Origin of the sequence: Erythrobacter longus, from assembly GCF_000715015.1 — a bacterium.
Classification (GTDB): Bacteria; Pseudomonadota; Alphaproteobacteria; order Sphingomonadales; family Sphingomonadaceae; genus Erythrobacter; species Erythrobacter longus.
In genome coordinates this window covers 69,361-93,168 of the sequence record NZ_JMIW01000001.1, presented here as the reverse complement: position 1 = coordinate 93,168, position 23,808 = coordinate 69,361, and the positions used below count along the sequence as shown (strand labels likewise).

The 23,808-nt window shown below is 56.9% G+C and carries 23 protein-coding genes; 9 read left to right on the top strand and 14 right to left on the bottom strand.

Translation table 11 applies throughout. From position 1 onward, the window contains the following. The first annotated feature begins 24 nt into the window (after nucleotides 1–24). On the top strand, nucleotides 25–936 hold the full coding sequence (gene era / locus EH31_RS00445; RefSeq protein ID WP_034958673.1) for a GTPase Era: 912 nt from the start codon (nucleotides 25–27) through the stop codon (nucleotides 934–936). A gap of 139 nt (nucleotides 937–1,075) precedes the next feature. Here the strand turns inward: era and EH31_RS00440 are convergent, their stop codons facing one another. The 5 genes from EH31_RS00440 to plsY form a co-directional block, all read right to left on the bottom strand. Further along, nucleotides 1,076–1,258: a hypothetical protein gene (locus EH31_RS00440; RefSeq protein WP_034957426.1), complete on the bottom strand. Its 183-nt coding sequence runs from the start codon at nucleotides 1,256–1,258 to the stop codon at nucleotides 1,076–1,078. A gap of 6 nt (nucleotides 1,259–1,264) precedes the next feature. Beyond that, a complete protein-coding gene (gene topA, locus EH31_RS00435; protein WP_034957424.1) occupies nucleotides 1,265–3,859 on the bottom strand; it encodes a type I DNA topoisomerase in 2,595 nt (864 codons plus the stop codon). Nucleotides 3,860–3,987: 128 nt separating this feature from the next. Next, the gene (locus EH31_RS00430; protein WP_152553411.1) at nucleotides 3,988–4,602 is read right to left on the bottom strand and encodes a hypothetical protein; all 615 of its coding nucleotides are present in this window, start codon (nucleotides 4,600–4,602) and stop codon (nucleotides 3,988–3,990) included. Between the two features lie 105 nt (nucleotides 4,603–4,707). Next, entirely contained in the window at nucleotides 4,708–5,844 is a 1,137-nt protein-coding gene (gene dprA, locus EH31_RS00425; RefSeq protein ID WP_034957420.1) for a DNA-processing protein DprA, read from the bottom strand. A 94-nt stretch (nucleotides 5,845–5,938) separates the two neighbouring features. After that, nucleotides 5,939–6,595, bottom strand: coding sequence for a glycerol-3-phosphate 1-O-acyltransferase PlsY (gene plsY, locus EH31_RS00420; protein WP_081853155.1), 657 nt, complete (start codon nucleotides 6,593–6,595; stop codon nucleotides 5,939–5,941). Between the two features lie 55 nt (nucleotides 6,596–6,650). Between plsY and murI the strand changes: the two genes are divergently transcribed. The 4 genes from murI to EH31_RS00400 all read left to right on the top strand — a co-directional run bounded on the left by murI (nucleotide 6,651) and on the right by EH31_RS00400 (nucleotide 10,909). Further along, complete coding sequence (murI, locus tag EH31_RS00415; protein WP_034958670.1) at nucleotides 6,651–7,463, top strand: glutamate racemase; 813 nt, start codon at nucleotides 6,651–6,653, stop codon at nucleotides 7,461–7,463. A 167-nt stretch (nucleotides 7,464–7,630) separates the two neighbouring features. Continuing rightward, nucleotides 7,631–8,851: a 5-aminolevulinate synthase gene (gene hemA / locus EH31_RS00410; protein ID WP_034957417.1), complete on the top strand. Its 1,221-nt coding sequence runs from the start codon at nucleotides 7,631–7,633 to the stop codon at nucleotides 8,849–8,851. A 313-nt stretch (nucleotides 8,852–9,164) separates the two neighbouring features. Continuing rightward, nucleotides 9,165–10,007: an ABC transporter six-transmembrane domain-containing protein gene (locus tag EH31_RS00405; RefSeq protein ID WP_081853154.1), complete on the top strand. Its 843-nt coding sequence runs from the start codon at nucleotides 9,165–9,167 to the stop codon at nucleotides 10,005–10,007. 200 nt (nucleotides 10,008–10,207) lie between these two features. Next, the gene (locus EH31_RS00400; protein ID WP_034957415.1) at nucleotides 10,208–10,909 is read left to right on the top strand and encodes a nitroreductase; all 702 of its coding nucleotides are present in this window, start codon (nucleotides 10,208–10,210) and stop codon (nucleotides 10,907–10,909) included. A gap of 58 nt (nucleotides 10,910–10,967) precedes the next feature. Here the strand turns inward: EH31_RS00400 and EH31_RS00395 are convergent, their stop codons facing one another. The 4 genes from EH31_RS00395 to EH31_RS00380 all read right to left on the bottom strand — a co-directional run bounded on the left by EH31_RS00395 (nucleotide 10,968) and on the right by EH31_RS00380 (nucleotide 15,756). Next, nucleotides 10,968–11,906 carry a hypothetical protein gene (locus tag EH31_RS00395; RefSeq protein WP_034957413.1) on the bottom strand — a complete coding sequence of 313 codons (939 nt, stop codon included), beginning with the start codon at nucleotides 11,904–11,906 and terminating at the stop codon, nucleotides 10,968–10,970. Nucleotides 11,907–12,151: 245 nt separating this feature from the next. Beyond that, nucleotides 12,152–13,708, bottom strand: coding sequence for a nitrilase-related carbon-nitrogen hydrolase (locus tag EH31_RS00390; protein WP_241765790.1), 1,557 nt, complete (start codon nucleotides 13,706–13,708; stop codon nucleotides 12,152–12,154). A gap of 70 nt (nucleotides 13,709–13,778) precedes the next feature. Then, the gene (locus tag EH31_RS00385) at nucleotides 13,779–14,999 is read right to left on the bottom strand and encodes a type III PLP-dependent enzyme (RefSeq protein ID WP_034957410.1); all 1,221 of its coding nucleotides are present in this window, start codon (nucleotides 14,997–14,999) and stop codon (nucleotides 13,779–13,781) included. 181 nt (nucleotides 15,000–15,180) lie between these two features. Then, nucleotides 15,181–15,756: a LemA family protein gene (locus EH31_RS00380; protein ID WP_051698827.1), complete on the bottom strand. Its 576-nt coding sequence runs from the start codon at nucleotides 15,754–15,756 to the stop codon at nucleotides 15,181–15,183. Nucleotides 15,757–15,828: 72 nt separating this feature from the next. Here EH31_RS00380 and EH31_RS00375 point away from each other — a divergent pair, with 72 nt between their 5' ends. Beyond that, the gene (locus tag EH31_RS00375; protein WP_034957409.1) at nucleotides 15,829–16,875 is read left to right on the top strand and encodes a DUF3137 domain-containing protein; all 1,047 of its coding nucleotides are present in this window, start codon (nucleotides 15,829–15,831) and stop codon (nucleotides 16,873–16,875) included. A 4-nt stretch (nucleotides 16,876–16,879) separates the two neighbouring features. Here the strand turns inward: EH31_RS00375 and EH31_RS00370 are convergent, their stop codons facing one another. Genes EH31_RS00370 through EH31_RS00360 form a run of 3 tightly spaced genes read right to left on the bottom strand, consistent with a single transcriptional unit; the run spans nucleotide 16,880 to nucleotide 19,755 of the window. Further along, nucleotides 16,880–18,055, bottom strand: coding sequence for a carboxynorspermidine decarboxylase (locus tag EH31_RS00370; protein WP_034957407.1), 1,176 nt, complete (start codon nucleotides 18,053–18,055; stop codon nucleotides 16,880–16,882). Nucleotides 18,056–18,096: 41 nt separating this feature from the next. Continuing rightward, nucleotides 18,097–18,507 (bottom strand): GxxExxY protein, encoded by a 411-nt coding sequence (locus EH31_RS00365; protein WP_034957406.1) that lies wholly within the window; start codon nucleotides 18,505–18,507, stop codon nucleotides 18,097–18,099. Nucleotides 18,508–18,543: 36 nt separating this feature from the next. Beyond that, on the bottom strand, nucleotides 18,544–19,755 hold the full coding sequence (locus tag EH31_RS00360) for a saccharopine dehydrogenase family protein (protein WP_034957403.1): 1,212 nt from the start codon (nucleotides 19,753–19,755) through the stop codon (nucleotides 18,544–18,546). A gap of 63 nt (nucleotides 19,756–19,818) precedes the next feature. Between EH31_RS00360 and EH31_RS00355 the strand changes: the two genes are divergently transcribed. The 3 genes from EH31_RS00355 to EH31_RS00345 all read left to right on the top strand — a co-directional run bounded on the left by EH31_RS00355 (nucleotide 19,819) and on the right by EH31_RS00345 (nucleotide 21,829). After that, complete coding sequence (locus EH31_RS00355; RefSeq protein ID WP_034957400.1) at nucleotides 19,819–20,808, top strand: threonine ammonia-lyase; 990 nt, start codon at nucleotides 19,819–19,821, stop codon at nucleotides 20,806–20,808. Nucleotides 20,809–20,926: 118 nt separating this feature from the next. After that, complete coding sequence (locus EH31_RS00350; protein WP_422110907.1) at nucleotides 20,927–21,370, top strand: MAPEG family protein; 444 nt, start codon at nucleotides 20,927–20,929, stop codon at nucleotides 21,368–21,370. A gap of 21 nt (nucleotides 21,371–21,391) precedes the next feature. Next, nucleotides 21,392–21,829: an MAPEG family protein gene (locus EH31_RS00345; protein WP_034957397.1), complete on the top strand. Its 438-nt coding sequence runs from the start codon at nucleotides 21,392–21,394 to the stop codon at nucleotides 21,827–21,829. A 37-nt stretch (nucleotides 21,830–21,866) separates the two neighbouring features. Here the strand turns inward: EH31_RS00345 and trxB are convergent, their stop codons facing one another. Together trxB and EH31_RS00335 are read right to left on the bottom strand one after the other, a co-directional pair. Next, nucleotides 21,867–22,829 carry a thioredoxin-disulfide reductase gene (trxB, locus tag EH31_RS00340; RefSeq protein WP_034957394.1) on the bottom strand — a complete coding sequence of 321 codons (963 nt, stop codon included), beginning with the start codon at nucleotides 22,827–22,829 and terminating at the stop codon, nucleotides 21,867–21,869. A gap of 60 nt (nucleotides 22,830–22,889) precedes the next feature. Beyond that, on the bottom strand, nucleotides 22,890–23,681 hold the full coding sequence (locus tag EH31_RS00335) for a tyrosine-protein phosphatase (protein WP_034957392.1): 792 nt from the start codon (nucleotides 23,679–23,681) through the stop codon (nucleotides 22,890–22,892). Nucleotides 23,682–23,808 lie beyond the last annotated feature (127 nt).

Here is a 23,808-nt window from a genome sequence, read left to right as displayed (position 1 = left end):
CTCAAATGGGGGCAAACGGAATTTATGACAGATACAAATCCTTCTAAGACTAAATGCGGCGTTGTTGCCGTTATCGGCGCGCCTAATGCGGGCAAATCGACACTGGTGAACCAGCTCGTCGGCCAGAAAGTCGCGATTACGAGCGCCAAGGCGCAGACGACGCGCGCCCGGATGTTGGGCATTGCGCTGTTGGATCAGGTGCAGATGATCCTGGTCGATACGCCGGGTATCTTTGCGCCAAAGCGTCGCCTCGACCGCGCAATGGTTTCAGCTGCCTGGGAAGGTGCGGAAAGCGCCGATGCTATCCTGCTGATCGTTGATCCGATCAAGCAACGCCGCCATGAGCTTTTGCCTTTGGTTGAGGCATTGGAGCACCGCAAAGAGCGTAAAATCCTTGTCCTCAACAAGGTCGACAAGGCGAAGAAAGAGCCGCTTTTGGAACTCGCCCAAGAGCTTGGCGAGCGTATCCCGTTTGAAGAGGTGTTCTTCGTCTCAGCCCTCACCGGCGACGGCGTGCCGGAGATGAAACAGGCGCTCGCAGACCTCATGCCCGAGGGCGTGTGGATGTATCCCGAAGACCAGGTCTCCGATGCCTCGGAACGCCTTCTCGCCGCCGAAGTCACCCGCGAGCAGCTCTACAAACAGCTTCACGAAGAACTCCCCTATGACAGCGCCGTGCGGCCTGAGAGCTATCTGCAACGCCCCGACGGGAGCGTGGAAATCCGCCAACAGATCGTTGTCGCGCGCGAAAGCCAGAAAGGCATCGTCCTTGGCAAAGGCGGCACGCGCATCAAGGAAATCGGCGCAGCAGCGCGCGCAGAGTTATCCGAAATTCTGGGCGTGAAAGTGCACCTGTTCCTCCACGTAAAGCACTCCGAAGGGTGGTCCGATGACAAGGAAGTGTTTGAAGAAATGGGGCTTGATTGGGTGAAGTAACCCACGCTTTCGTCCGTCATCCCGGACTTGATCCGGGATCTAGAGCGGCGAGGTGCTTTGTTTGCCGCCCTTGGCGCTAGCTCGCCCTGGACCCCAGCCATCGCTGGGGTGACGACTTTGCCGCACACGGACTACACATTCAATGCTTCTTGGCGATCTTGATCTTTTGCTGTTTGGCAAAGGTTTTGGTTGATTCCTCACTGCGCCCCAATGCTTTTGCAATCTGTTTGAGGCCCTGCCCTTTCGACGCGAGCAGACGCACGCGGCCCGCTTCTTCGGCGTTCCACGGTTGCTTGTGGCGTTCGAATTTCTCTTTGCCCATTGCGGCTTAAGCCTCGTCCGACTTCGCGGGCGCTTTCTTTTTGGCTGGTGCCTTTTTCTTGGCCGAGGGCTTCTTCGCCGCTGCCTTTTTGGCCGGAGCTTTCTTCTTCGCCGGAGCCTTCTTTTTCGCTTTCTTCTTCGCAGGGCCATTGGCAGCGCGGGCGTCGATCAGCTCGATCGCCTTTGCCGCTTCGATGTCCTCAGGCTTGATATCCTTTGGGATCGTCGCATTGGTGGTGCCATCGGTGACGTATGGGCCATAACGCCCCGGCATCACCTTGATCTCGCCCCCGCTTGTGGGGTGCTCACCCAGCGTCTTGATCGGCTCAGCCTTAGCGCGCCCGCCTTTGCGGTTCGCAGCCTCCGCCAGAAGCGTGACCGCGGCATTCATGCCCGTCTCAAACACGTCCAGCGTATTCTTCATATTGGCGTATTTGCCATCGTGGCGCAGATACGGACCATAGCGGCCAATCGCAGCCTCAATGTCCTTACCCGTCTCCGGGTGCGGGCCAATAATACGCGGCAGATCAAGCAGCTTCACTGCCCACTCTAGGTTGAAATCATCCAAGTCCTTGGGGATCGAAGCGCGCGTCTTCTTATCCTCATGTTCCATCTCAACATAAGGCCCGAACCGACCGGTTTTGCGATGAATTTCTGCGCCCGTTTCAGGGTGCACGCCCATAAGGCCATCGTCTGATCCATCATCCCCGCCCGGCTGTGCAAAGCGGCGGGTGAACTTGCATTCGGGATAATTCTGACACGCGATAAACGCGCCGAATTTGCCACCACGCAGCGACAAACGGCCATTCTCGCGGCCTTCCGTCTCGCACATGGGGCAATGGCGCGCATCCTTGCCATCTTCGCGCGGCGGGAAGAGATAATCGGAGAGATATTCGTCCAATGCCTCGGTCACTTCCGAAGGCAGTTTTTCCATGACCTCATCGGCCTTGGGTTTGAAATCGGCCCAGAATTTCGCCAGCAGCGCCTTGTAATCCTCACGCCCGTCGGAAACGGTGTCGAGTTCATCCTCCATGCCCGCTGTAAAGTCATAGGCGACATAGGTTGGGAAGAACCGTTCAAGGAACGAGGTCAACAGACGCCCGGATTCCTCGGCAAAAAAGCGCCTGCTTTCAACGCGCACATAGTCGCGGTCGCGCAAGGTTTGAATGGTTGAGGCGTAGGTCGACGGGCGGCCAATCCCCAATTCTTCCAATCGCTTGACCAGCGACGCTTCGGAAAAGCGCGGCGGTGGCTGGGTAAAGTGTTGGGTGGCTTCAACAGACTTTTTGGCAGGCGTATCGCCCGCTTTCAAAGCGGGAAGCAGGCCATCCTCGTCCTCTTCCTTATCGTCAAAGCCTTCCTGATAGACCGCAAAGAAGCCGGGGAAGACCACGACCTGACCCGTGGCACGCAGTTCATGCTGGCCAGTGGCGTCGAGCATGGAAACGGTTGTCCGCTCCAATTGCGCGGTTGCCATCTGGCTAGCCATGGCGCGCTTCCAGATCAGCGAGTAAAGCTTGCCCTCATCGCCGCTGCCCACACGATCTTTCGCGAAATTGGTCGGGCGGATTGCTTCGTGCGCTTCCTGAGCGTTCTTAGCCTTGGTCGCGTAAAAGCGCGGCTTTTCAGGGCAATAGGCCGCATCATACCGGTCACCGATTTCATGGCGACACGCAGCAATTGCGCTGCCATCCATCTGCACACCGTCGGTCCGCATGTAGGTGATTGCGCCTGCTTCATAGAGACGCTGCGCCGCGCTCATGGTCTGGCTGGCGGAAAAGCCGAGCTTACGCGCGGCTTCTTGTTGCATGGTCGATGTCGTGAATGGAGGCGCAGGGTTGCGTTTGAGCGGCTTTTTCTCAACGTCCTCAACCGTAAAGCGACCACTCTCGACAGCGGCTTTGGCCTCCATCGCAATGCCTTCTTCGCCAAGGCTGAGCTTTTCCAGCTTCTCGCCCTTGAAGCGCACCAACCGGCCATCAAATTCGGTCCCGGCGTGCTCCAGCTTGGCAAGCACCGACCAATATTCGTCAGGCTTAAACGCCTCAATCTCGCGCTCGCGCTCGACAATCAGGCGCAGCGCCACCGATTGCACACGGCCAGCTGACTTTGCGCCAGGAAGCTTGCGCCACAGGACCGGCGACAATGTAAAGCCGAACAGATAGTCGAGCGCGCGGCGGCCCAAATAGGCGTCAATCAGAGGCTGATCGAGCTCTCGCGGCTTTGCCATCGCTTCGGTCACGGCCTTCTTGGTGATCGAGTTGAACGTCACCCGGTCGACCTTTGTCGGAAGCGCTTTGCGTTTTTTCAGCACGTCCATCACGTGCCAGCTGATCGCCTCGCCCTCGCGGTCCGGGTCGGTTGCGAGCACAAGGCGCGATGCGTTTTTCGCCGCGTCCGAGATCGCCTTGACCTGTTCGCGGTTGCGTTTGTCGGAATACACCTCCCAGCTCATGGCGAAATCATCATCGGGCACCACGCTGCCATCCTTTGGCGGCAGATCGCGGATGTGACCATATGAGGCGAGGACTTTGAAGTCGCCGCCGAGATATTTTTCAATAGTCTTCGCCTTCGCGGGCGATTCAACAATGACAAGCTGCATGAGAGAGGGTTCGATTTCCTTACACGTGCCAAAGCACCTTACGCGTACGCGCGAGGGTGGCGCGCCTCGCGGGCTAGCGTCAAGTAGGTTTATGAGGCCGTTGGCGCAAGCTCAGTTCACAAAGCGGCCTACTCAAACGTTTCAGCCTCTAACCTTGCTTCACCGCGCAGGCACACATAGCTGGCGACGCCAAGGGTCGTGTACCATGCGGCGCCTACAGCCAGAGCGATATTGCTCAGCACCACAGATGGTTCATACAGACTGTCGAGCGTTTCGTACGAGACATAGTCCGTAAATTGGTACAATAGCTCCCAGCCGAGGATCGGCCCCATTCCCAAAAGATATAGTGACATTACCCACATGAAAGGGACCGCAAGGGCACTTTGGTAACCGCCTGTTCGCTCCCAACTCCAGCGAAGCGCTTCGATTATGCCTTCATCAGATTTTAACAAGCGCGCAAACGCAGGCAACCATCGCATCGCGAGATAGAGCCCCGGGATCACGAACAAAAGCAAGCCGGCAAAAACAGCAATCGAATGCAAAAGGGAGAGGCCAAAGAACCCTGCGATCCCCGTTTTGGTGGCCTCATCATGCGCGCTGCTGGACCGCAACAGGCTGTACAGTAGAAAGAAAGTCAGTCCGATACCAACGAACGACAATAGAAAATACGCTCCGTTAGAATCCGGCATTTGTATGTCTACGTAGATGTAAGGCCCCGCCCAAAGCAGCAGGAAGGCGATCATATATTTGAGCCCCCTGCTTGCGATGGCCTTTTGCTCTGCGACCAGCAATTGGCTGAACGATCGGTCCAATTTATTCCCCCGAGATGTTGTGAAAGTGAAGCACGTTCAGTCGCTCTGCAACCGGCTCACCCCGCCATCAGAATGCCGCTCAAGCTCGCCTGATAGCTCCAGTTCGAGGAGCACCATATGCACGGCCGCTGCTTGAGCGCCAGATTGGCGGATGAGTTCATCCACACCAATGGGCGCTTTGGTAAGGAGCCGGGCAATCGCGCCTGCTTCATCGCCCGAGGCCCTTGCCTCGCCCCATTCAAGCTTGCTCAACTCCGCGTAGTCGAACTGGGTCGGATCTTCGGCGACACGGTAGGTTGAGCGCGGTGCTCCGGTGAAGGTTTCCAAAATCTCGATCACGTCTTCGGGGGTCGACACCAGCACCGCCCCGTCGCGGATCAGCTGGTTGCATCCAGCGGAACGCGGGTCGAGCGGGGAGCCGGGGATCGCCATAACCTCGCGGCCCGCCTCTCCGGCCAGCCTTGCGGTGATGAGCGAACCGGAACGCGGCGCGGCCTCTACCACTACGGTGCCGCTGGCGAGCCCTGCGATGATGCGATTGCGACTGGGGAAGTGGCGTCCGCGTGGTTCTGTGCCGGGCGGTTGTTCGGCTATGAGCAATCCCTCGGTGGCGATCTGTTCTTGCAGTTTTGTGTGCTGGGGCGGGTAAGCGATGTCGATGCCGCTGGCGATGACGCCAATGGTCCTCGGCATAGCGCCTTCGTGCGCGGCCCCGTCGATCCCGCGTGCAAGGCCGCTGACCACTGTGAAGCCTGCCTGCGAAAGACATTGAGAGAATTCGCGCGCCATTTTGGTCGCAGCGCCAGAGGCATTGCGTGCGCCGACCATCGCGACACATGGCTGGCTGGCAAGAGCCTGATCACCCCGGCACGTGATGATCGGAGGCGAGCTGTCGATTTCGGCAAGCAGCGGTGGATAGTGATCCTGATCGTGGAAAAGGTAACGCGCGCCTGCACTGATTACCTCTTCAATCTCGCGCTCAATCTTGTCTTTGGGTGCGGGCCGATATGCCTTTTTGCCGCGACCTGTCAGTTCGGGCAAAGCCTCAATCGCGGCCACAGCATTGCCAAACCGCGCAAGCAGTTGGCGATAGGAAACCGGGCCGATATTGGGCGAACGCAAAAGGCGGATGCGGGCAAAGGCCTCTGTCTGGCTGAGTGTGCTTTCGGTCATTGACCCGTGTTCTCCTGCGAAAGCAGGAGTCCAACTCCGAGGCTGGAAGATGGGCTCCTGCTTTCGCAGGAGAGCACAAGGGCGCAATTGGCCCTCATTTACTCCCCCCAACCCTCGGTTCTTCGCCTTTCATCAGGCGCCCGATGTTCTCTCGGTGGAGATAGATGATGAGCCCTGCAATCGCGGCGAGCACGGGGAAGAATTGGGGAAAGCCGAACAAAGGCGCAGCGGCCGCAGCCGCCACAACCGCGCTCATACCGGCAAGGCTGGAAATGCGGAAAATTGCAAGCATCGACACCCAAACGAGCGCATAGACACCGCCGATGACCCAAGCGAGCCCGAAGGAAACGCCCGCATTGGTCGCAACACCCTTTCCGCCTTTGAAGCCCAGCCAGATGGGGTAGCAATGGCCAATCACCGCGCCGCCTGCGGCAAACGCCTTGGCCACATCGCTTATCTCGCCCGCCCAGATGAAACCCGCTGCAAAAACGGGCGCAAACCCTTTGAGCAAATCTAGGAGCAAGGTGCCCGCAGCCAGACCTTTATTGCCGGTGCGCAGCACATTGGTTGCACCAATATTGCCAGAGCCAATATCACGCACATCGCCCATCCCGGCCGCCTTTGTGAGAATCAGACCGAAGGGGATTGAGCCGCAAAGATAACCCAGAAGTGCCGCCAGAATTGGTTCCAATTTAAGAACTCCAATTGGCCTTCGATCTTGTCGAAGGGCCGTATTTCTATATGTGACCATCAAGCTAGGAGAAGCGGCGTGCTTCGACAAGCTTGGCACGAACGGTTTTTATCTAATGCAAGCCTCCTCCCCCATCCTTTTTCTCGACACCGGCGTTGGCGGCCTAAGCGTGCTTGGAGAAGTGCGCAAAAGCCTGCCGCAAGCGCCAATCCTGTTCGCAGCCGATTATGCGGGCCAGCCCTATGGCCAGAAAACCGAGGCTCAAGTGGCGGCGCGCGTTGCAGGATTGCTGGGCCGGGTGACAGAGCGGTATCGCCCGCGCCTTGCCTGCATCGCGTGCAATACGGCAAGCACGATTGCGCTTGGCATGGTGCGCGAGGTGCTCGAAATCCCGATCGTGGGAACAGTGCCCGCGATCAAACCGGCAGCAGAAAACACACGCACGGGCGTTATCGGATTGCTCGGCACAGCCGGTACAATCCGGCAGCAATATGTCGATGATCTCGAAGCCAAGTTTGCAAGCGGCAAGACCCTGCTTCGCCATGCCGCCCCTGAACTTGTGGGAGAAGCGGAAAGGAAACTGCGCGGGGGCACACCAGACCGCAAAGTGCTCGCCGCTGCATTGTATGCGCTTTCAGCGCAGGATGAGGCGATGGCGCTCGATCAGGTTATCCTTGGTTGCACCCACTTCCCGCTCTTGCGCAAAGAGTTGGCTGACGTCGCAGTGCACGATCTTGGCTGGTCACCTGATGTGCAATTTGTCGATGGCGCTGCGGGAATTGCGCGGCGAATTGCGCATCTTCTCGATGGAGAAACATTCCAGCGCACCGGCCCTGACCGCGCGGTGACAACAGGTGATCTGGATCACTTTTTGATGCTGAAACCTGTGTTAACGACCTATGGAATCGATCAGATTGAACGGTTTTAATCGCAAACCATTCGCAAAGATCACGGGTTTTCATCCGCGGCTCAGATGCTACATAGCCTGCCGGAAACCTTTGGGCCATTGGCGGGTTATATGGTCCTGAATGAAAGCAAGATGAGACATCGAAGAGCCTGAAACGGGCCGCGAAGTTGGGATAAAGAACCTGGCCTATGAATTACGATCAGATTTTCGATTCAGCGATTGACCGCCTTCACGAAGAAGGCCGTTACCGCGTCTTTATCGATATCATGCGCAACAAGGGTTCCTACCCCAATGCGCGGTGTTTTCACGGGCACAATGGCCCCAAACCCATCACCGTGTGGTGTTCGAACGATTACCTTTGCATGGGCCAGCACGATGTCGTGATCGGCGCGATGGAAGAGGCGCTGCACGATGTGGGCGCAGGCTCCGGCGGCACCCGCAATATCGGCGGCAACACCCACTTCCACGTCGAACTTGAAAAAGAGCTCGCCGAACTTCACGGCAAAGAAGGCGCGCTGCTGTTCACCAGCGGCTATGTCTCGAACGATGCGACGCTTTCAACGCTTGCAAAACTTTTGCCCGGATGCGTGATTTTTTCCGACGAATTGAACCACGCAAGCATGATCGCAGGGATCCGCAATTCCGGCTGTGAGAAGCGCGTTTTCCGCCACAATGACGTGGCCCACCTTGAAGAATTGCTCGCCGCAGAAGACCCCGAGACGCCCAAGCTGATCGCGTTTGAGAGCGTCTATTCCATGGAAGGCGATGTTGCCCCGATCCATGCGTTTTGTGATCTCGCAGAGAAATACAACGCCCTCACCTATATCGACGAAGTGCACGCGGTTGGCATGTATGGCGACCACGGCGGCGGCATTTCAGAGCGCGATAACGCCGCTCACCGCATCGACATTATCGAGGGCACTTTGGGTAAAGCGTTTGGCGTCATGGGCGGATATATCACCGCCAGCACCAAGGTCATCGACTGCATCCGCTCCTATGCGCCGGGCTTTATCTTCACGACATCCCTGTCGCCAGTTCTCGTTGCAGGCGTGCTTGCCTCGGTTAAGCACCTCAAATCATCCAACGTGGAACGCAACGCGCAGCAACAGGCCGCTGCGACGCTCAAGCTGAAATTTGCAGAGGCGGGCCTCCCCGTCATGGACAGCGTCACGCACATCGTGCCACTGATGGTAGGCGATCCGGCGCGTGCGAAGAAAATCAGCGACATTCTCCTCGCCGAATACGGGGTGTATGTGCAGCCGATCAACTATCCCACCGTGCCGCGCGGGACAGAGCGTCTGCGCTTCACCCCTGGCCCGCATCACACCGAAGAGATGATGACTGAGCTGACCGAGGCTCTGGTCGAAATCTGGGACCGCCTCGATATTGAGCTTGCCGAGGCGGCGTAAAAGCTGAGCGGACAACGAAGAACCAGCGGCCATTCGAGTCTGAGAGCCAAGAGCCGACATTAAGCGATCGACCGAATCTCGGCCATTCAGTCTATTTCCGGCGACACCCTACAGCAGACATTTATCGCTGAAGTGTTGCCATTCGGAATCGCATTGCTCACCCACATTAATTCGAGTACATAAGGAGAGGTTCTAGAAGTGCATTCCGAGGTCAAAATGATCAGGTCAGTATTCACCGCTTAGCGGCGCAAACAAGCGACCGAACGCGCGCTTATCCGCGCGACATCTCCATATCTGATCATCGAGACTTACCATGTTACTCGAACTTGCGCGTGTCCATCGTGGACGCTTTTTCACTGCCTATTGTCTTACAGCTAGCGGCATGATTGCCGCACTGCTCTATCCCTTAGCTACTGGCTTTGCCATCAACGGCGTGCTGGCCGGTAAGTACGAAGCAGTTCTGTGGCTTGTGGGCTGCCATGCCGCGCAACTAATGCTTACGGTTGCGTCAAAGCGATACGACACCCGCGTATTCACGAAAGTTTATGGCGCGCTGGCTGCGAGTGTCGTTGCCCGGTCTCGCGCGGATGGGCTTGAGCCTGCACGCGTTGTCGCCCGCGTAGCGCTTTCCCGTGAGTACACGGTCTTTCTGGAAGAAGACGTGCCTCGGGTACTCTATGCCTTCATAGCCTTGACCGTTTCATTGTCTGCGCTCGCGTTCCTAGAACCGTTGCTCGCTCTTGCCTGCCTTGCGCTAAGCGTTCCGCTGCTGCTCGTAGGCGGTTGGTTGGGACGAAGGTCCCGTTTCCTTAACAAAGGTCTGAACGACCGCCTTGAAAGCGAGGTGAGGCTGCTTTCGAATGACAATGAAAACCGGGTCCGGCGTCACTTCGAGGCGTTGGCTGGCTGGCGAATCAAGCTTTCAGATGCTGAGTCCACGGCTTTCGGCCTGATGGAAATGCTCGTTATCGTTCTCTTCGTCGTCGCCCTTTGGCAGGTGGGCACTGCTCAGGAAAAGCCTCAGGCGGGCGATGTCTTCGCGATGTTCTCATATCTTTGGCGTTTTGTCGAAAGCCTCGATCAGGCACCAATCCTGATCCAGAAATCAGCGAAGCTCAGAGATTTGGATCGACGTCTTTCATCAGCTACCGCGTAATTGCGAATTCTCGATGCTGGTCGGAAAGTTGGCACAATCTCCCAAAAGCCGACGTTCCACTCCCCACCCAAACCCGGTCATCGAGACAGATCTGCTGGTTCGTCAAAAACAACTTGAACCGCCCACTTTCGTAACGTCCTTTGCACTAGAGCAAAGCTGCGCTAGCTCTCCAATCGAAACACAATTCGGGAGAGCCTCACGTGGCCAATGAATACGGCGATGAAACACAGACCTTTGCGCAAGTTGTAAACGGGCGGCGCTCGATCCGGGGGTATCTCGATAAACCCGTGCCGCGCGAGCTTCTCGAAGAGGTTTTGGCGATGGCCATGCGCTCACCCTCTTCGATGAACACACAGCCCTATCACTTCCACGTGATCACCGGCGAACCGTTGGACCGCATCCGCAAGGGCAATACAGAGCGTATTCTCGCGGGCGAACCGGACTCACGCGAGTTTCGCAAGGGTCACCCCTTCGAAGGCAAGCACCGCGACCGGCAGGTGGGCTGCGCGATCCAGCTGTTCGAGGCGATGGGCATTGGCCGCGACGACAAGGAAAAGCGCACAGACTGGGTGCTGCGCGGCTTTCGCCAGTTCGACGCGCCCGTTTGCGTGATCATCACCTATGACAAAGAGCTTTCCGAGGCCGACGATACCGTCTTCGACTGCGGAGCCGCCACCACGGCTCTGGTCAATGCCGCATGGTCCAAGGGCCTGGGCTGCGTCATCAATTCCCAAGGCATCATGCAAAGCCCCGTGGTACGTGAACACGCCAACATCCCGGACGATCAGGTCATTATGAAAGCGGTGGCGCTTGGCTGGCCCGACCCGGACTTTCCGGCAAACCCTGTAAAGATCACGCGGCGGACGGTGGATGAGGCAGCGACGTTTGTGGGGTTTGATTGAAACCTTCAATTGCATGATCGCCGGAAGGTGAGGGTTTGATCCTTCCGAAATTGAACCTTTAGCCCTCTCGAATTGCAGGTTGATCAGGACACCTGAGGGTAACGGTTGCGGAATCGAAGTCGTAGGCGATCGACGCGCAATGTCCGATCGTATCCATGCCTATATACATCCTTTGGCTTGGAACCTTCCGCTTGCCGTCGCCTGAAACCACGATCTCGTTGGGGTCCTGTTCTGGTGCTGCTCCTTCCGCAATACCTCGCGAACTGCCCACGTCCGATACCCTTACCGCAAGATTGCGGACCTGCAGTTCTCCAAGCATCAGTGGGCGTTCCAGCTTTAACGAGCGGATAGGTCGAGCAACGCCGTACAGGATGGGTGTGTCGCGCGCATCGCCATCAAACCAGCCGCCATTGGCATCGGCGATCCATTTGCCCCCCGTTGCCGTTATGAGGCTTTCGGACCGGTCCAGACTGAAGGCTGCGTAGATCGGGCGGTCACCAATGTCGATCCGCACGCTTGTCTGGCTACGACCCAATTCACTGTCGAGGGGGAAGGTTATCTCACGATCACCGGGCTGGGGCTCTCGCAAAATGAATATCGTGCGACGAAAGGGGAAAGTTTCTGGCCCTGCAATCGCATCCGCGCCATCGACGAGATTGCGATTGCTAAAAGCTGTGCGACGCTTGAAGGACGTGGCGTCGGCAAGATACCGCACATTGTCGGTGCGGAACGATATCCTCTCCGGACCGATGACATAGACATATCCGATCATGCTCGGTTTCAGACCGATCCTGCGCGCTGCATCGTCATTCAAGGTCGGAACCGAAATGGCATCGGGCGAGAGCCGAAACTGGACAGATTGATCGTTGATCGTCATCGCAATGGTATCGCCGGCGCGAACCACAAGATCAGTCTGCGACGTGTCCGCAGTCTTGGACACGGCTGCCATGGATAAAGGAAGGAATGCGAGGCCGAGTATTGAGAAACGCTTCTGCATTAAAGTCATCCCTTATCGATCGAAACAACGAAGGCGCCCGAAGCCGTGAATATCATATGAATGCTTTATCTTGGAGTAAACAGCGATTTGACGACAGTTTTCAAGATCGTAAGCGGCCTTGCACAAGATCATGGCATTAACGCCTCTGTGGGCATAGGTGACCACGCTGCGTGTCTTCACTGAAAAGGCGGCTTGTGACTGCTGAAGCAACCCAAATCTGCGTCTTCCAGGTCGCTGCAATCCAACTACTTCTTCCACGCCACCCGGTACAAATCAAACCGCCGATCCTTCAGGTTCTGCACCGCGCCCGATTGCCTGCTGGTAAGCAAGCTCGTCATGGACAAATCGGCAAGTGCAATCGTCTCGGTATTGGGAGCAGTATCAGCGGCGACGCCGTCTCGCGCGAAGGGGAAATCTGACGGGGTCAGGATCGCGCTTTCGGCGTAGTGGATGTCCATGTTCTCGACATTGGGCAGGTTGCCAACAACGCCCGACATGACGACGTAGCATTGGTTCTCTACCGCCCTCGCCTGACAGCAGTAGCGGACCCGCAAATAGCCTCGCCGTTCGTCAGTGCAGAACGGCACGAAGAGGATCATCGCGCCCTGATCGACCAGATGCCGTGCCATTTCAGGAAATTCACTGTCATAGCAAATCATCACCCCGATGGGGCCGCAATCGGTGGGGATGGCTTCTGCGCCATATCCGCCTTTAATGTTCCACCAGCGAACCTCGCTTGGAGTGGGGTGCAGCTTGTCCTGAGTGTAAACCGCGCCGCTGCGCAGGAAGACATAGGAAATGTTGCGAATATCGCCGTTTTCCATCCGCGTCGGGTGTGAACCGCCGATGATGTTGATGTGATAGGAGACCGCGAGCTTCTCCATGAAGGCGACAAAGCGCTCGGTGTATTCGGCGATCTTTTCAATCGCTTTTGCAGGCTCCAGCTTCTCTTTCTCAATCGAGAGCAATTGGAGGGTGAAAAGCTCGGGAAAGGTGACGAAATCCGCGCCATAGTCGGCGGCGACATCGACGAAATACTCGACCTGTTCCTCGAATTCGCTTGGTGATGCGATCTTGCGCATCTGAAACTGCACGGTGGCCACGCGCACCGATTGGGGCAAGCGATCATGCGGGGTTTGCGAGGAGAGTTTCGCCTCAGCTTGAAGCGGATTTTCCCAATACATATGGACTGCATTGCCGCCTGATGCCTTGTCGCTTGGCATATAGTCGGTGAGTATACCCAGCGGAACAAACCCTTGATTCAATTGGAAATTGATAACGGGATCGCGGAACTCTTTTTCGACGACTGCGGCGAGGTAATCGGCCGGGTCAGGAAATTTGCGCTTGCGCCGAGAGTAACCGGGAAGCCGCCCACCAAAGACAATGCCTTTGAGCCCCAGATGCTGGCACAGCTCGCGGCGGACTTTGTAAAAGCGAAGGCCAATGCGAAGGCGCCGGTAATCCGGGTCCACGCTGACTTCCATGCCATAAAGGATCTCACCGTCTGGATCATGCCGGGCGGCAAAGCCACCGCCGGTGATCTCCGCCCAGCTGTGCGCTGCAAAGGCCGTTTTCTCGGAGATCTGAAACGTGGCGCAATGGCCCACGATCTTGCCTTCGTATTCGGCCACCAACTGGCCATCGGCAAAATTGTTGATCTGACCGCGCAACTCTTCAGCGGTGTAGCCTTCGTCCTTGCCGTAGATTTTGCGCGACAAGGCAGCGATATTTCGCGCATCCCCCAGTTCCGCTTTTCTGATGACGAGCTTTGGTTTTTCCGGGTTCAGGTTTTCTGAGTTCATCTGCATTGTCTACCGCGATAACAGAGCTCACGAAAGGTCTGCCCTCGCTCTGCGGGTCAAAGGGAAGTTATCACCGCAAGCTTACAACATTATCGCTAGCTTCGCGCGTGCGAGAACCATCAAACAGGCTCATCATCGGCTCGTCTGCCACGGTCACAACTTGCGCGTTGCCAAAGCCGTTAAAGCCGGTCTTCATCGCTGCACCATATGCGCCGAGCATTCCGATCTCGATGTAATCGCCTGCCTGAATGTCTGCGGGCAGCGCGAACGGGCCTGCCATAAAGTCGGCATCATCGCAGGTCGGACCGTAGAAGGAGAAATCCTCCAACGGTTCGATCAGATCGTCTTCGAGCGCGACGACAGGAAAACGCCAGCCAACATGGGCTGCGTCATACAGAGCGCCGTATGCGCCATCGTTGATGTAAAGCTCATTGCCCCTGCGCTTGTCCACGCACACGACCATGCTTGAGTATTCCGCACAAAGCGCCCTGCCCGGCTCGCACCAAAGTTCTGCGTTGTAGGCGATGGGGAGCGCTTCAAAGTGTTTGGCGATCATCGCGAAGTAGTCTTCGAGCGGGGGCGGTTCCATACCGGGATAGATGCTGGGAAAGCCTCCGCCAACGTCGATCATATCGATAACCACCGAGGCCTCGGCGATCGCTGCGCGGGTGCGGTCCAATGCCTGCACAAAGGCAAAGGGCGTCATCGCTTGACTTCCGACATGGAAACATATCCCAAGCCAGTCGCAATGCTGCCGGGCCTGTTGAAGGAGGGCAGGCGCCTCGGTGAGGTCACAACCAAACTTGGCGGCAAGAGACAGCTCGGAATATTCGCTCGAAACCCGGATGCGCACGCACAGGCGAAGATCGCTCGCCGGCTCACCCGTCTCCGGATCAGCGCACGCTTCGACGATCTTCTCCAGCTCCTCCACAGTGTCGAGGCTGAACGTTTTGACGCCATGCTGGTGATAGGCCTCAGCAATGGCTCCGCGCCGTTTGACGGGGTGCATAAAGCACAGCTGAGCGTCTGGCAGAGCCTCGCGCACCAAACGCACCTCAGCAATCGAGGCGACATCGTAATGGGTCACGCCCGATTCCCACAAAACCTGGATCAAATCAGGCGCAGGGTTCGCTTTCACAGCATAAAGCACTTTGCCGGGAAATTTCTCGACAAAGAACCGTGCGGCACGGCGCGCTGCGTGTGGGCGATTTAGGATGATGGGCTCGTCGGGCTCGAGGGCCCGCGTTACAGCCTTTGCGTCAGGATATTGGGCGTCAGGATAAACGTACAACTCAAGGGACCCCCTTAAAACGGTTCGCGAACCGTAAGCGTTTCAACAGGGCTGCCTTGCGGTTGATTAAGTCCCCAGAATGACTTGAGGCTCGGCAGCGAGGCCTGCGCAAATACAACATTTGCGCAGGCCTGCAATCAAATTCGCATCTTCCCGGTAAGTTCCCGGGGATATGAGTTATTTATGAAAAAGCCACCTTGGGTGCCTGATCCACAGTTCCACGTTCTGAAGGGTCGAGCGTGTTGAAGTCGGCCTCTTTGAAGCCAAGCATACTGGCAAACAGAACAGCTGGGAAAGCTTCACGCGCTCCATTGAACTGCGCTGCTGCTGCGTTCAGCGCGCGGCGCGCTGCGGCCAGCTTGTCTTCAATATCAGCGAGTTCAGATTGAAGCTCCTGAAAGTTTTCAGACGCGCGGAGGTCAGGATAATCCTCACCCAGAGCAAGCAAATTGTCGAGAGCGATCTTGAGGCCCTGCTCGCTCGCGCTGTCAGGCTCGCCTTTTGAAGCGGCACTTCGCGCTTTGATCACTTCTTCGAGCGTCGATTTCTCGTGGCCCGCATAACCCTTCACCGCTTCGACGAGGTTGGGGATCAGGTCGTGGCGCTGGCGCAATTGCGCGTCAATATCCGCGCGGCCCTGGTTCACATTCTGACGCAGGCGCACAAGCGTGTTGTAAATTGCGATGATGCCGAACACGCCAATAAACGCGATGACGAAAATCGCCGAAGTCCAGAACCAACCGAAAATATCAACCATCGTCCATTCCTCTTTTACTTTCTGACAGTAACGTAGCAGCCAATAGTTAAGAGATAGGGAATTTTAACGACCATGCAGGCCGATGTTCAGGGACTAATGCGCGGGGAGCTTGGCAATTGGCTTGCTGAGCAATCTGACATGCGCGATGCGGCCCAGAAGAAGGCCTTTGACCGCTGGTTTTACGGCGGGATCGCCCTTTTGCCTGTATTCGCCTTCCTTTGGTTCATGCCGCTGGGTCTGTTCGACCTTAAGCTTTTTGCAGCCGGCGCTGCGATCCTCGGCGTGGGTGCCTGGGGCTACAAACCCATCCAAGAGGCCAAGAAAGCCATTAAGGTGGGCATAAACGAGGCGATCGCACGCGATCTTGGCATCAACTATGACGCAGATGTCGAACCCGGCGTCGAGTTCAACAAGGCGCGCTCTTACGGCCTTGTCCCCAAATATGACCGCGATGCGTTTGAAGACTGTTGGTACGGCGAACTGGGCGGCCACGCATTCAACCTGTATGAGGCGCATCTGGAAGAGCGCAAAGGGTCAGGCAAGAACCGCCGCTGGGTCACGGTGTTTCGCGGTGCAATTATCTCTGTACCGTTTGGCCGCGCATTTCGCTCCACCACGCTGCTCCAACGCAAGGGCAAGCATAACAGATGGTTAGGCCTTGGCGGCGTCAAGGACGTGATCAATCTCGACGGCCACCGTATGCAATATGTCGATCAGGTGCACCCGCAGTTTGAAGACGTTTTCGAAGTCTTCAGCGATGACCAGGTCGAAGCGCGTGTCTTGATCCACCCATCCTATGTCGAGCACCTGATAGCGCTTGAAAAAGCGTTCCACGGAAAGTCCATCCGCGCGCTTTTCTTCGACCAGCATTTGGTCGTGGTGGTCGAAAGCGACAACATGTTCGAGAGCGGCTCAATGAAGGCTGAGGAAGACAACCGGCGCGCCCAAGAGACCGCAGATCAATTCGCAGCGCTTGCCCGCTTGATCATGGCGATCAATCAGACCGAGCGCGGGAAAGCTGCGCCGATCATGACAAAACCTGACAACCCCGGCATTACGGAAGGTGTGCGCGAGGCGACCCCGCGCCGCGTGGGCGGATTTGGGCGCAAGGGGCTGTAACGCCTCAACTCAACCGGTTGCGGAAGTCCTCATATTCAAACTTTTTCACGCACTCCAATACGTCTGTGTCTGAATCCCAAAGGTAGATGCTGGGCAGCTGCACGCCGTTGAAGGTATTGGTCTTCACCATCGAATAATGCGCTTGGTCGAGGAAGGCGAAACGTGCGCCTGGTTCTGCGGGGACTGGTAGGCGATAATCGCCGATCACATCGCCAGCGAGGCATGACGGCCCGCCAAGGCGAATGGGGACGCTGTCGTCCTCGAGTTCGCCTAGCATGGCGGGGCGATAGGGCGCTTCGAGCACATCGGGCATATGGCAGGTGGCCGAGATATCCGCGATGCCAAAGGGCACTTCGTTGAACCCTGTATCGAGCAGAGTGCCCACCAGAATACCAGCATCGAGCGCCACCGCTTCGCCCGGTTCCAGAATGATCTCCGCGCCTGTGTCATCCGCCGCGTCCTTTAGAAACTCGATCAGCTCATCGCGCTCATAATCGGCGCGGGTGATGTGGTGCCCGCCACCCATATTGATCCATTTAAGCTGCCCGAAATAGGGCTCAATCGCGTCAAACACGCGGTCCCATGTTGCACGCAGCGGCTCAAATGTCTGCTCGCACAAATTGTGGAAGTGGATGCCCTCCACGCCCTCCATATGCTCTTCGGTTAGTTGGTCGATAGGAAAGCCGAGACGCGAGCCCGGGGCGCTGGGGTCGTATTTTGGCACTTCACCTGTTGCGACCATTGGGTTTAACCGAAGGCCAACGGATACATCGCCGCCAGTCACCGAAGCTTGGTCAAGGATCATCGCGGCGCGCTTCATCTGGGCGGGCGAGTTAAAGATCACATGGTCGGAAAGGCGGCAAATCTCGTCCAGTTCCTCCGGCTTGAAAGCGGCGGAATAGGTCGCGATTTCACCGTCGTAGAACTCGGACGCCAACCGCGCTTCCCAAAGGCCACTGGTGGATACGCCGTCGAGATATTCGCCCATGATGTGCGCAACCGAGTGCATGGAGAACGCCTTGAGCGCTGCAAAGACCTTGCAGTCGGCTGCATCGCGAATGTCGGCAAGGATCTGGCAATTGGCGCGGATTTTGGCGGCATCCACGACGAATGCGGGGCTGTCGACGCGGGCAAGGTCGAACTGGGCGAAAGCGCCTGGATTTCCGGCTTGGGTTTGCATTTTATGCGTATCCTATTGTCTCACACGAAGACACGAAGAGGTCAGTGCCTACCGCTTTGACCAAAATAATTGTTAGCAACGCGCTGTAGGCCACCTTTGAATGTCGGCAATCCAAAATTCATAAGCATACCAAGTGGTAACTCCATTAGGCGCAGATAGGTGAGCACCTGCTTTGCGTGAACAGGTGCATTGCGCTCGGTTGATTTGAGCTCAACGACTAGGCGTTCTTCAACCAAAAGATCGATTTTGAATGCGTTGTCTACGACAACGCCCTGATAATGAATAGGAACTGCCACTTGCCGTCTCACAGAGACGCCTCGCTCTTCAAGAAGCTTCGCCAGTATCAACTCATAAGCTGATTCCAGCAAACCCGGCCCCAAGTCTTTATGAATGTGGAAGCCACAATCGATCACGATCGTTGCGAGCCGTTCGATCTCAGCATCATGCTCCATCTTCGTGCCTTTGTGTCTTCGTGTGACCCCAAAAACCTAAAACCCGACCGGCCCGTCCAGCTCCTTCACCTGCCAAGGCAAGCCATGCTCGTTCAGCATATCCATAAAGGGGTCAGGGTCCATCTCTTCCATGTTGAAGACGCCCTCGCCTGACCAGATGCCCTGGACCATCATCGCTGCGCCAATCATCGCGGGCACGCCGGTGGTGTAGGACACCGCTTGGTTGCCGGTTTCCTCAAACGCTGCTTCGTGGCTGCAGATATTGTTGATGTAGAAGGTCTTCTCGCCTGATCCATCCAGTGCCTCGCCCGTTGCGATACAGCCGATGTTGGTGTTCCCCTTGGTCGTCTCGCCCAAGGTCTCTGGCTTGGGCAAAACAGCTGCGAGGAATTGCAGCGGGATGATCTCCTTGCCCTTGTACTTTACCGGATCAATCCGCGTCATGCCGACATTTTGGAGCACGGTGAGGTGCTTGATATACTCATCACCAAAGGTCATCCAGAAGCGCGCGCGCTCCATCTCAGGGTTGAACTTGGCAAGGCTTTCCAGCTCTTCGTGATACATAAGATAAGCGTTTTTCGGACCGACTGCTTCAAAATCGAACTCGGTCTTCACCTGCATCGCGGGCGTCTCCACCCACTCGCCGTTTTCCCAGTGGCGGGCAGGAGCCGTTACTTCGCGGATGTTGATTTCCGGGTTGAAGTTGGTCGCGAACGCCTGTCCGTGGTCGCCGCCATTGCAATCAAGAATATCGAGCGTGCGGATGGTTTTGAGCTTATGCTTCTTCAGCCACATGGTGAAAACACTGGTTACGCCAGGGTCAAACCCGCTGCCGAGCAGTGCCATCAGGCCAGCGTTCTTAAACCGGTCGTGATAGGCCCATTGCCAGTGATACTCGAACTTGGCCTCATCCTTGGGCTCATAATTTGCGGTATCGAGGTAATGCGCGCCTGCTTCCAGACACGCATCCATGATCGGCAAATCCTGATAAGGCAGCGCCAAGTTGACCACGTGAGTCGCGCCCAGACGTTTGATGAGGTTGACCATCGCGGGCACCTCTTCTGCGTCAATCTCGTAGGTCGGGACATCGACGCCGGTGCGCTCTTTAACAGAAGCGGCAATCGCGTCGCACTTTGACTGAGTACGGCTGGCCAGATGGATTTCGGGGAAAATCTTAGCATTCATTGCCATTTTGTGGACACAGACAGAACTCACGCCCCCTGCCCCGATTACCAATACTTTTGACATAACCTTGCCCTTTGCAAATTCGAATCTTGCGCGTCCCCTACTCCAATGCGCTAAGGCCTACAAATGATCCGAACACCTACACACGATGGCGTTGTCGCCGCAGCGCGCAGCATCGCCGAAATTTTGCCTCAAACACCGCTTTTGCCGGTCGAGATCGGAGGCGTGGGCGCCCATGTGAAGGCAGAAAACCTTCAACCCATTGGCGCTTTTAAAATTCGCGGTGGCTGGTGGCGATTGTCCAACCTTTCTCCAGATGAACGCAAACAGGGCGTTGTTGCGGTGTCTTCGGGCAATCACGCGCAAGGCGTCGCATGGGCAGCCAGAAGGCTCGGGATCAAGGCGACCATCGTGATGCCGCACGATGCGCCGGAGGTAAAACTTGCCAATACCAAGGCATTGGGCGCGGACGTGGTGCTGTATAAGCGCGCGTCCAGGGAACAGGGGGGCGAAGACCGTGATGAAATCGCCGCAAAACTGATAGAGGAACAAGGCGGCGTGCTGGTCCATGCTTTTGGCGATCCTTGGGTAATCGAAGGGCAAGGGTCTTCAGGGATTGAGGCGGCGAAGCAATTGGAGGGGCAATTGGAGGGGCAATTGGGCCGCGCGCCCTCCCGTTTTATCGCCTGTTGCGGCGGCGGGGGGCTTGCCGCAGGTCTTGCCTTGTCTTGCCCGGATGCAGCCGTGCACGTGGTAGAGCCGGAAGGCTGGGACATGGTGGGACAGGCCATCGCAAGCGGCGAGATCGTAACTGCGAGCGCCAATGCGCCAAAGACGATCTGCGACGCGCTCCAGCCAACGGCCACAAAAGCATTGAACCTGGGCCTCCTAAAAACCCGCGCTGAACCGGGCGTCACCGTCACCGATGACGAAGTTCGCGACGCTCAGCGATGGGCGTTTGCCAACCTTCGCCTGGTGGTCGAGCCCGGCGGCGCAGCAGCGCTTGCCGCTGCGCTGGCTGGCAAAGTGCCGATTGATGAAGGCACTATCATCATGATCACCGGCGGCAATGCCGATCCGGCGGCTTTCGCCCGAACAATTGCCCAAAAGATTTGATAGGTGACAATCGCGCTTGACCCCCAAATCAGGCAGCCAGCGGGTTTGACAATCACGGCCGCCTCTCACAGGAATATGATCAAAACAGGGAATAGGGATCGTTTCTATGCAAGCTCAAATGCTGGCGCCCGCCGCCGTCTTGGTGGTGTGGACACTCATCGTAATGTTCTGGATTATTCCATCACGCTTTGGCGCATTTGGAAAGCTCGAGGACAAGTCCGTGCTCGCAGGCAAAGAAGGTGTGCGTGGACAGGATTTGGAAGGGGTAATCCCGGACAAAGCCAATTGGCCCGCCCACAACCATACGCACCTGCATGAACAACCAACGCTGTTTTATGCCGTTAGCGTGATCCTGGCGATTGTGGGAGCAGCCGCAATCGATGTGACGCTCGCGTGGGTTTATGTTGCCTTGCGCATCTTGCACTCGCTTTGGCAGATCCTCATCAACAAGATTCCGGTGCGCTTTGCGCTGTTTCTGGTCAGTTCGGTCGTGCTGATAGTCCTGGCCGTGCGCGCCGTTATGGCCACCGCCTTTGCTGACCCAAGCCTTGCCCCGCAATAACAAAGAACCAAAGGACCAATTATGATTGGCATGGAAATTCTCGCCCCAGCGGTCGCGCTGATGATCTGGACGATGGTGATGTGGGCATGGATGTATGCAACACGCATCCCCGCGATGAGCAAATCGCCCGACATCGAAGCGCCAAGCAAGCTTGTGGGCTCAACCGGTGCCGGGCTTCGCGAAAAGCTGCCCGAAACCGTCAATTGGAAGGCGGACAATTACAACCACCTGCACGAAGCGCCCACGGTGTTTTACGCGGTTGCAATCGTTCTGGCGATCCTTGGCGCAGGTGACGGGATGAACGCGTTTCTGGCGTGGATTTATACCGGTCTGCGCATTGCGCACAGCCTCGTCCAAGTCACCGCCAACCGGGTGATGGTCCGGTTCGTGCTGTTTGCTTTGTCAAGCGTGGTGCTCATTGTGTTGATCGCAAAGGCGGCGATGATCGTCTTCGTTTGAAGGACGCTGGGGGCGGCCGGAAAGCCGCCCTCACCCGTTACTCTGCGGCTTCGCGCGCATCTTCCATCGTTGCGAGGAAACGTTCGGCATCGAGCGCCGCCATACAGCCCATGCCAGCAGCGGTGACCGCCTGGCGGTAAACGCTGTCGGTCACATCGCCTGCTGCAAACACGCCGGGAATGGCGGTTTTCGGGGTGCCGGGTTCAACCTGAAGATATTTGCCCGAATGCATCGGAAGCTTGCCTTCAAACAATTCGGTCGCAGGCGCATGGCCGATCGCGACGAAGGCTCCGTCGACTTCCAAGGTCGAGGTCTCGCCTGTCACAGTATCGCGCAAGTTGAGGTGCCCCAGCGTGCCGTCTTCGCCCGCTTCAAAGCTCTCGACCGTCTTGTTCCACATGACGTTAATCTTGTCCGATTTGAACACGCGTTCCTGAAGGATTTTCTCGGCGCGGAATTCATCGCGGCGGTGGATGATCGTCACATCGTCCGAATGGTTGGTCAGATACAGCGCCTCTTCGACAGCCGTGTTGCCGCCGCCGATGACCGCAACCTTCTTGCCGCGATAGAAAAAGCCGTCGCAGGTCGCGCAGGCTGAAACACCCTTACCGCCAAGCGCCTCTTCACCCGGCACACCCAGCCATTTGGCCTGAGCGCCGGTCGCAATGACGATAGTATCTGCGATAAATTCATCACCGCTATCGGCAACTGCGCGAAAAGGTGAGCCGTTTTCAAGGTCCACTTCGGTGATGATGTCATACATCATGCGCGTGCCGACGCTTTCGGCCTGCGCCTTCATCTCTTCCATCATCCACGGCCCTTGCACCACTTCGCGGTAACCGGGGTAATTTTCAACATCGGTGGTGATCGTCAGCTGGCCACCGGGTTGAAGCCCCTGCACCACGATCGGTTCAAGCATGGCGCGCGCTGCGTAAATCGCAGCGGAATAGCCAGCAGGGCCAGAACCGATGATGAGCATCTTTGTGCGATGTGTAGCCATGGAATTTCTCTTAGATTGGTGTCGTTGTGGTTGCAGATATGGGGGCGATGCGGCGCGTTGTCACGCCAGCAAACGCTCTTGGAGGCGAGCTTTCCTTGCCTCATCCACACCTAATGTTTGCGCCAGGTAATTGTCGATGGAACCGTGGTCGCGGGTGACCTCTTGCCAATAAGTGCCAAGATATTCCTCGCGCACACCAATAAGATTGCGGATCGCCTGCGGTTCGATCTCGCCATAATGCGCTTTCATCCGGGGAAGCGATTGGCCTTCCAAGATATGCTGTGTCGGCGCGTCATTGGTGAGCATGAACTCGGCCAATATGTCATCATAATGCACGCCCAGCACATGAAGGAGCAGACTTGCCCCTACCCCGGTGCGATCCTTGCCCGCAAAGCAATGGATCAGGCTTGCACCCTCGCGCGTCTCCAACGCTTTGAAATAGCGTGAGAACATATCGATCATCGCAGAGTTCACCGGCATACGGGTATAAACCGCTATCATCCGCTGCCGCCCTTTTTCAGCGGTCATATCGGTTTTTTCCGAGCCCCCTTCATGGGGAGGTGAGCTGGCAGTTTCGCCGTCGAACGCGATCACATCTGCGGCAAATTCCCGATGGCGCGCGCACGGGAAAGTGGCCCGCTCGCTTTCCCCGCGAAAGTCGATGATGGTGCGAATATCAAGGCTTTGCACAAGCTCCAGATCGGCCTCGCTTGCATCAATATGCTGACCAGAACGGTAAAGCAGACCTTTGCGCACTGTTGCGCCATCAGCGCCCGCATAACCGCCATAATCGCGCAGGTTATGGATGCCCTCGGTGGTGAGGAAGGGTTCGGGGAAAGGGTCACGAATCATGCAAACAGGCTGTGGCAGCGCTGAGTGCTTGCGGCAAGCCGGATGCCGGGTTGGCCAAGGCTTTAGATACCGCAATCGCGCGTAAGTAGTGGTGCGAGGGCGCTTGAACACGCTGCATTTGCTAGTG

Coding starts and splice junctions, on each gene's coding strand:
- era (WP_034958673.1), top strand. CDS start 25: ATGACAGATACAAATCCTTCTAAGACTAAATGCGGCGTTGTTGCCGTT.
- EH31_RS00440 (WP_034957426.1), bottom strand. CDS start 1,258: ATGGGCAAAGAGAAATTCGAACGCCACAAGCAACCGTGGAACGCCGAA.
- topA (WP_034957424.1), bottom strand. CDS start 3,859: ATGCAGCTTGTCATTGTTGAATCGCCCGCGAAGGCGAAGACTATTGAA.
- EH31_RS00430 (WP_152553411.1), bottom strand. CDS start 4,602: ATGATCGCCTTCCTGCTGCTTTGGGCGGGGCCTTACATCTACGTAGAC.
- dprA (WP_034957420.1), bottom strand. CDS start 5,844: ATGACCGAAAGCACACTCAGCCAGACAGAGGCCTTTGCCCGCATCCGC.
- plsY (WP_081853155.1), bottom strand. CDS start 6,595: ATGGTCACATATAGAAATACGGCCCTTCGACAAGATCGAAGGCCAATT.
- murI (WP_034958670.1), top strand. CDS start 6,651: ATGCAAGCCTCCTCCCCCATCCTTTTTCTCGACACCGGCGTTGGCGGC.
- hemA (WP_034957417.1), top strand. CDS start 7,631: ATGAATTACGATCAGATTTTCGATTCAGCGATTGACCGCCTTCACGAA.
- EH31_RS00405 (WP_081853154.1), top strand. CDS start 9,165: ATGTTACTCGAACTTGCGCGTGTCCATCGTGGACGCTTTTTCACTGCC.
- EH31_RS00395 (WP_034957413.1), bottom strand. CDS start 11,906: ATGCAGAAGCGTTTCTCAATACTCGGCCTCGCATTCCTTCCTTTATCC.
- EH31_RS00390 (WP_241765790.1), bottom strand. CDS start 13,708: ATGAACTCAGAAAACCTGAACCCGGAAAAACCAAAGCTCGTCATCAGA.
- EH31_RS00380 (WP_051698827.1), bottom strand. CDS start 15,756: ATGGTTGATATTTTCGGTTGGTTCTGGACTTCGGCGATTTTCGTCATC.
- EH31_RS00375 (WP_034957409.1), top strand. CDS start 15,829: ATGCAGGCCGATGTTCAGGGACTAATGCGCGGGGAGCTTGGCAATTGG.
- EH31_RS00370 (WP_034957407.1), bottom strand. CDS start 18,055: ATGCAAACCCAAGCCGGAAATCCAGGCGCTTTCGCCCAGTTCGACCTT.
- EH31_RS00365 (WP_034957406.1), bottom strand. CDS start 18,507: ATGGAGCATGATGCTGAGATCGAACGGCTCGCAACGATCGTGATCGAT.
- EH31_RS00360 (WP_034957403.1), bottom strand. CDS start 19,755: ATGTCAAAAGTATTGGTAATCGGGGCAGGGGGCGTGAGTTCTGTCTGT.
- EH31_RS00355 (WP_034957400.1), top strand. CDS start 19,819: ATGATCCGAACACCTACACACGATGGCGTTGTCGCCGCAGCGCGCAGC.
- EH31_RS00350 (WP_422110907.1), top strand. CDS start 20,927: ATGCTGGCGCCCGCCGCCGTCTTGGTGGTGTGGACACTCATCGTAATG.
- EH31_RS00345 (WP_034957397.1), top strand. CDS start 21,392: ATGATTGGCATGGAAATTCTCGCCCCAGCGGTCGCGCTGATGATCTGG.
- trxB (WP_034957394.1), bottom strand. CDS start 22,829: ATGGCTACACATCGCACAAAGATGCTCATCATCGGTTCTGGCCCTGCT.
- EH31_RS00335 (WP_034957392.1), bottom strand. CDS start 23,681: ATGATTCGTGACCCTTTCCCCGAACCCTTCCTCACCACCGAGGGCATC.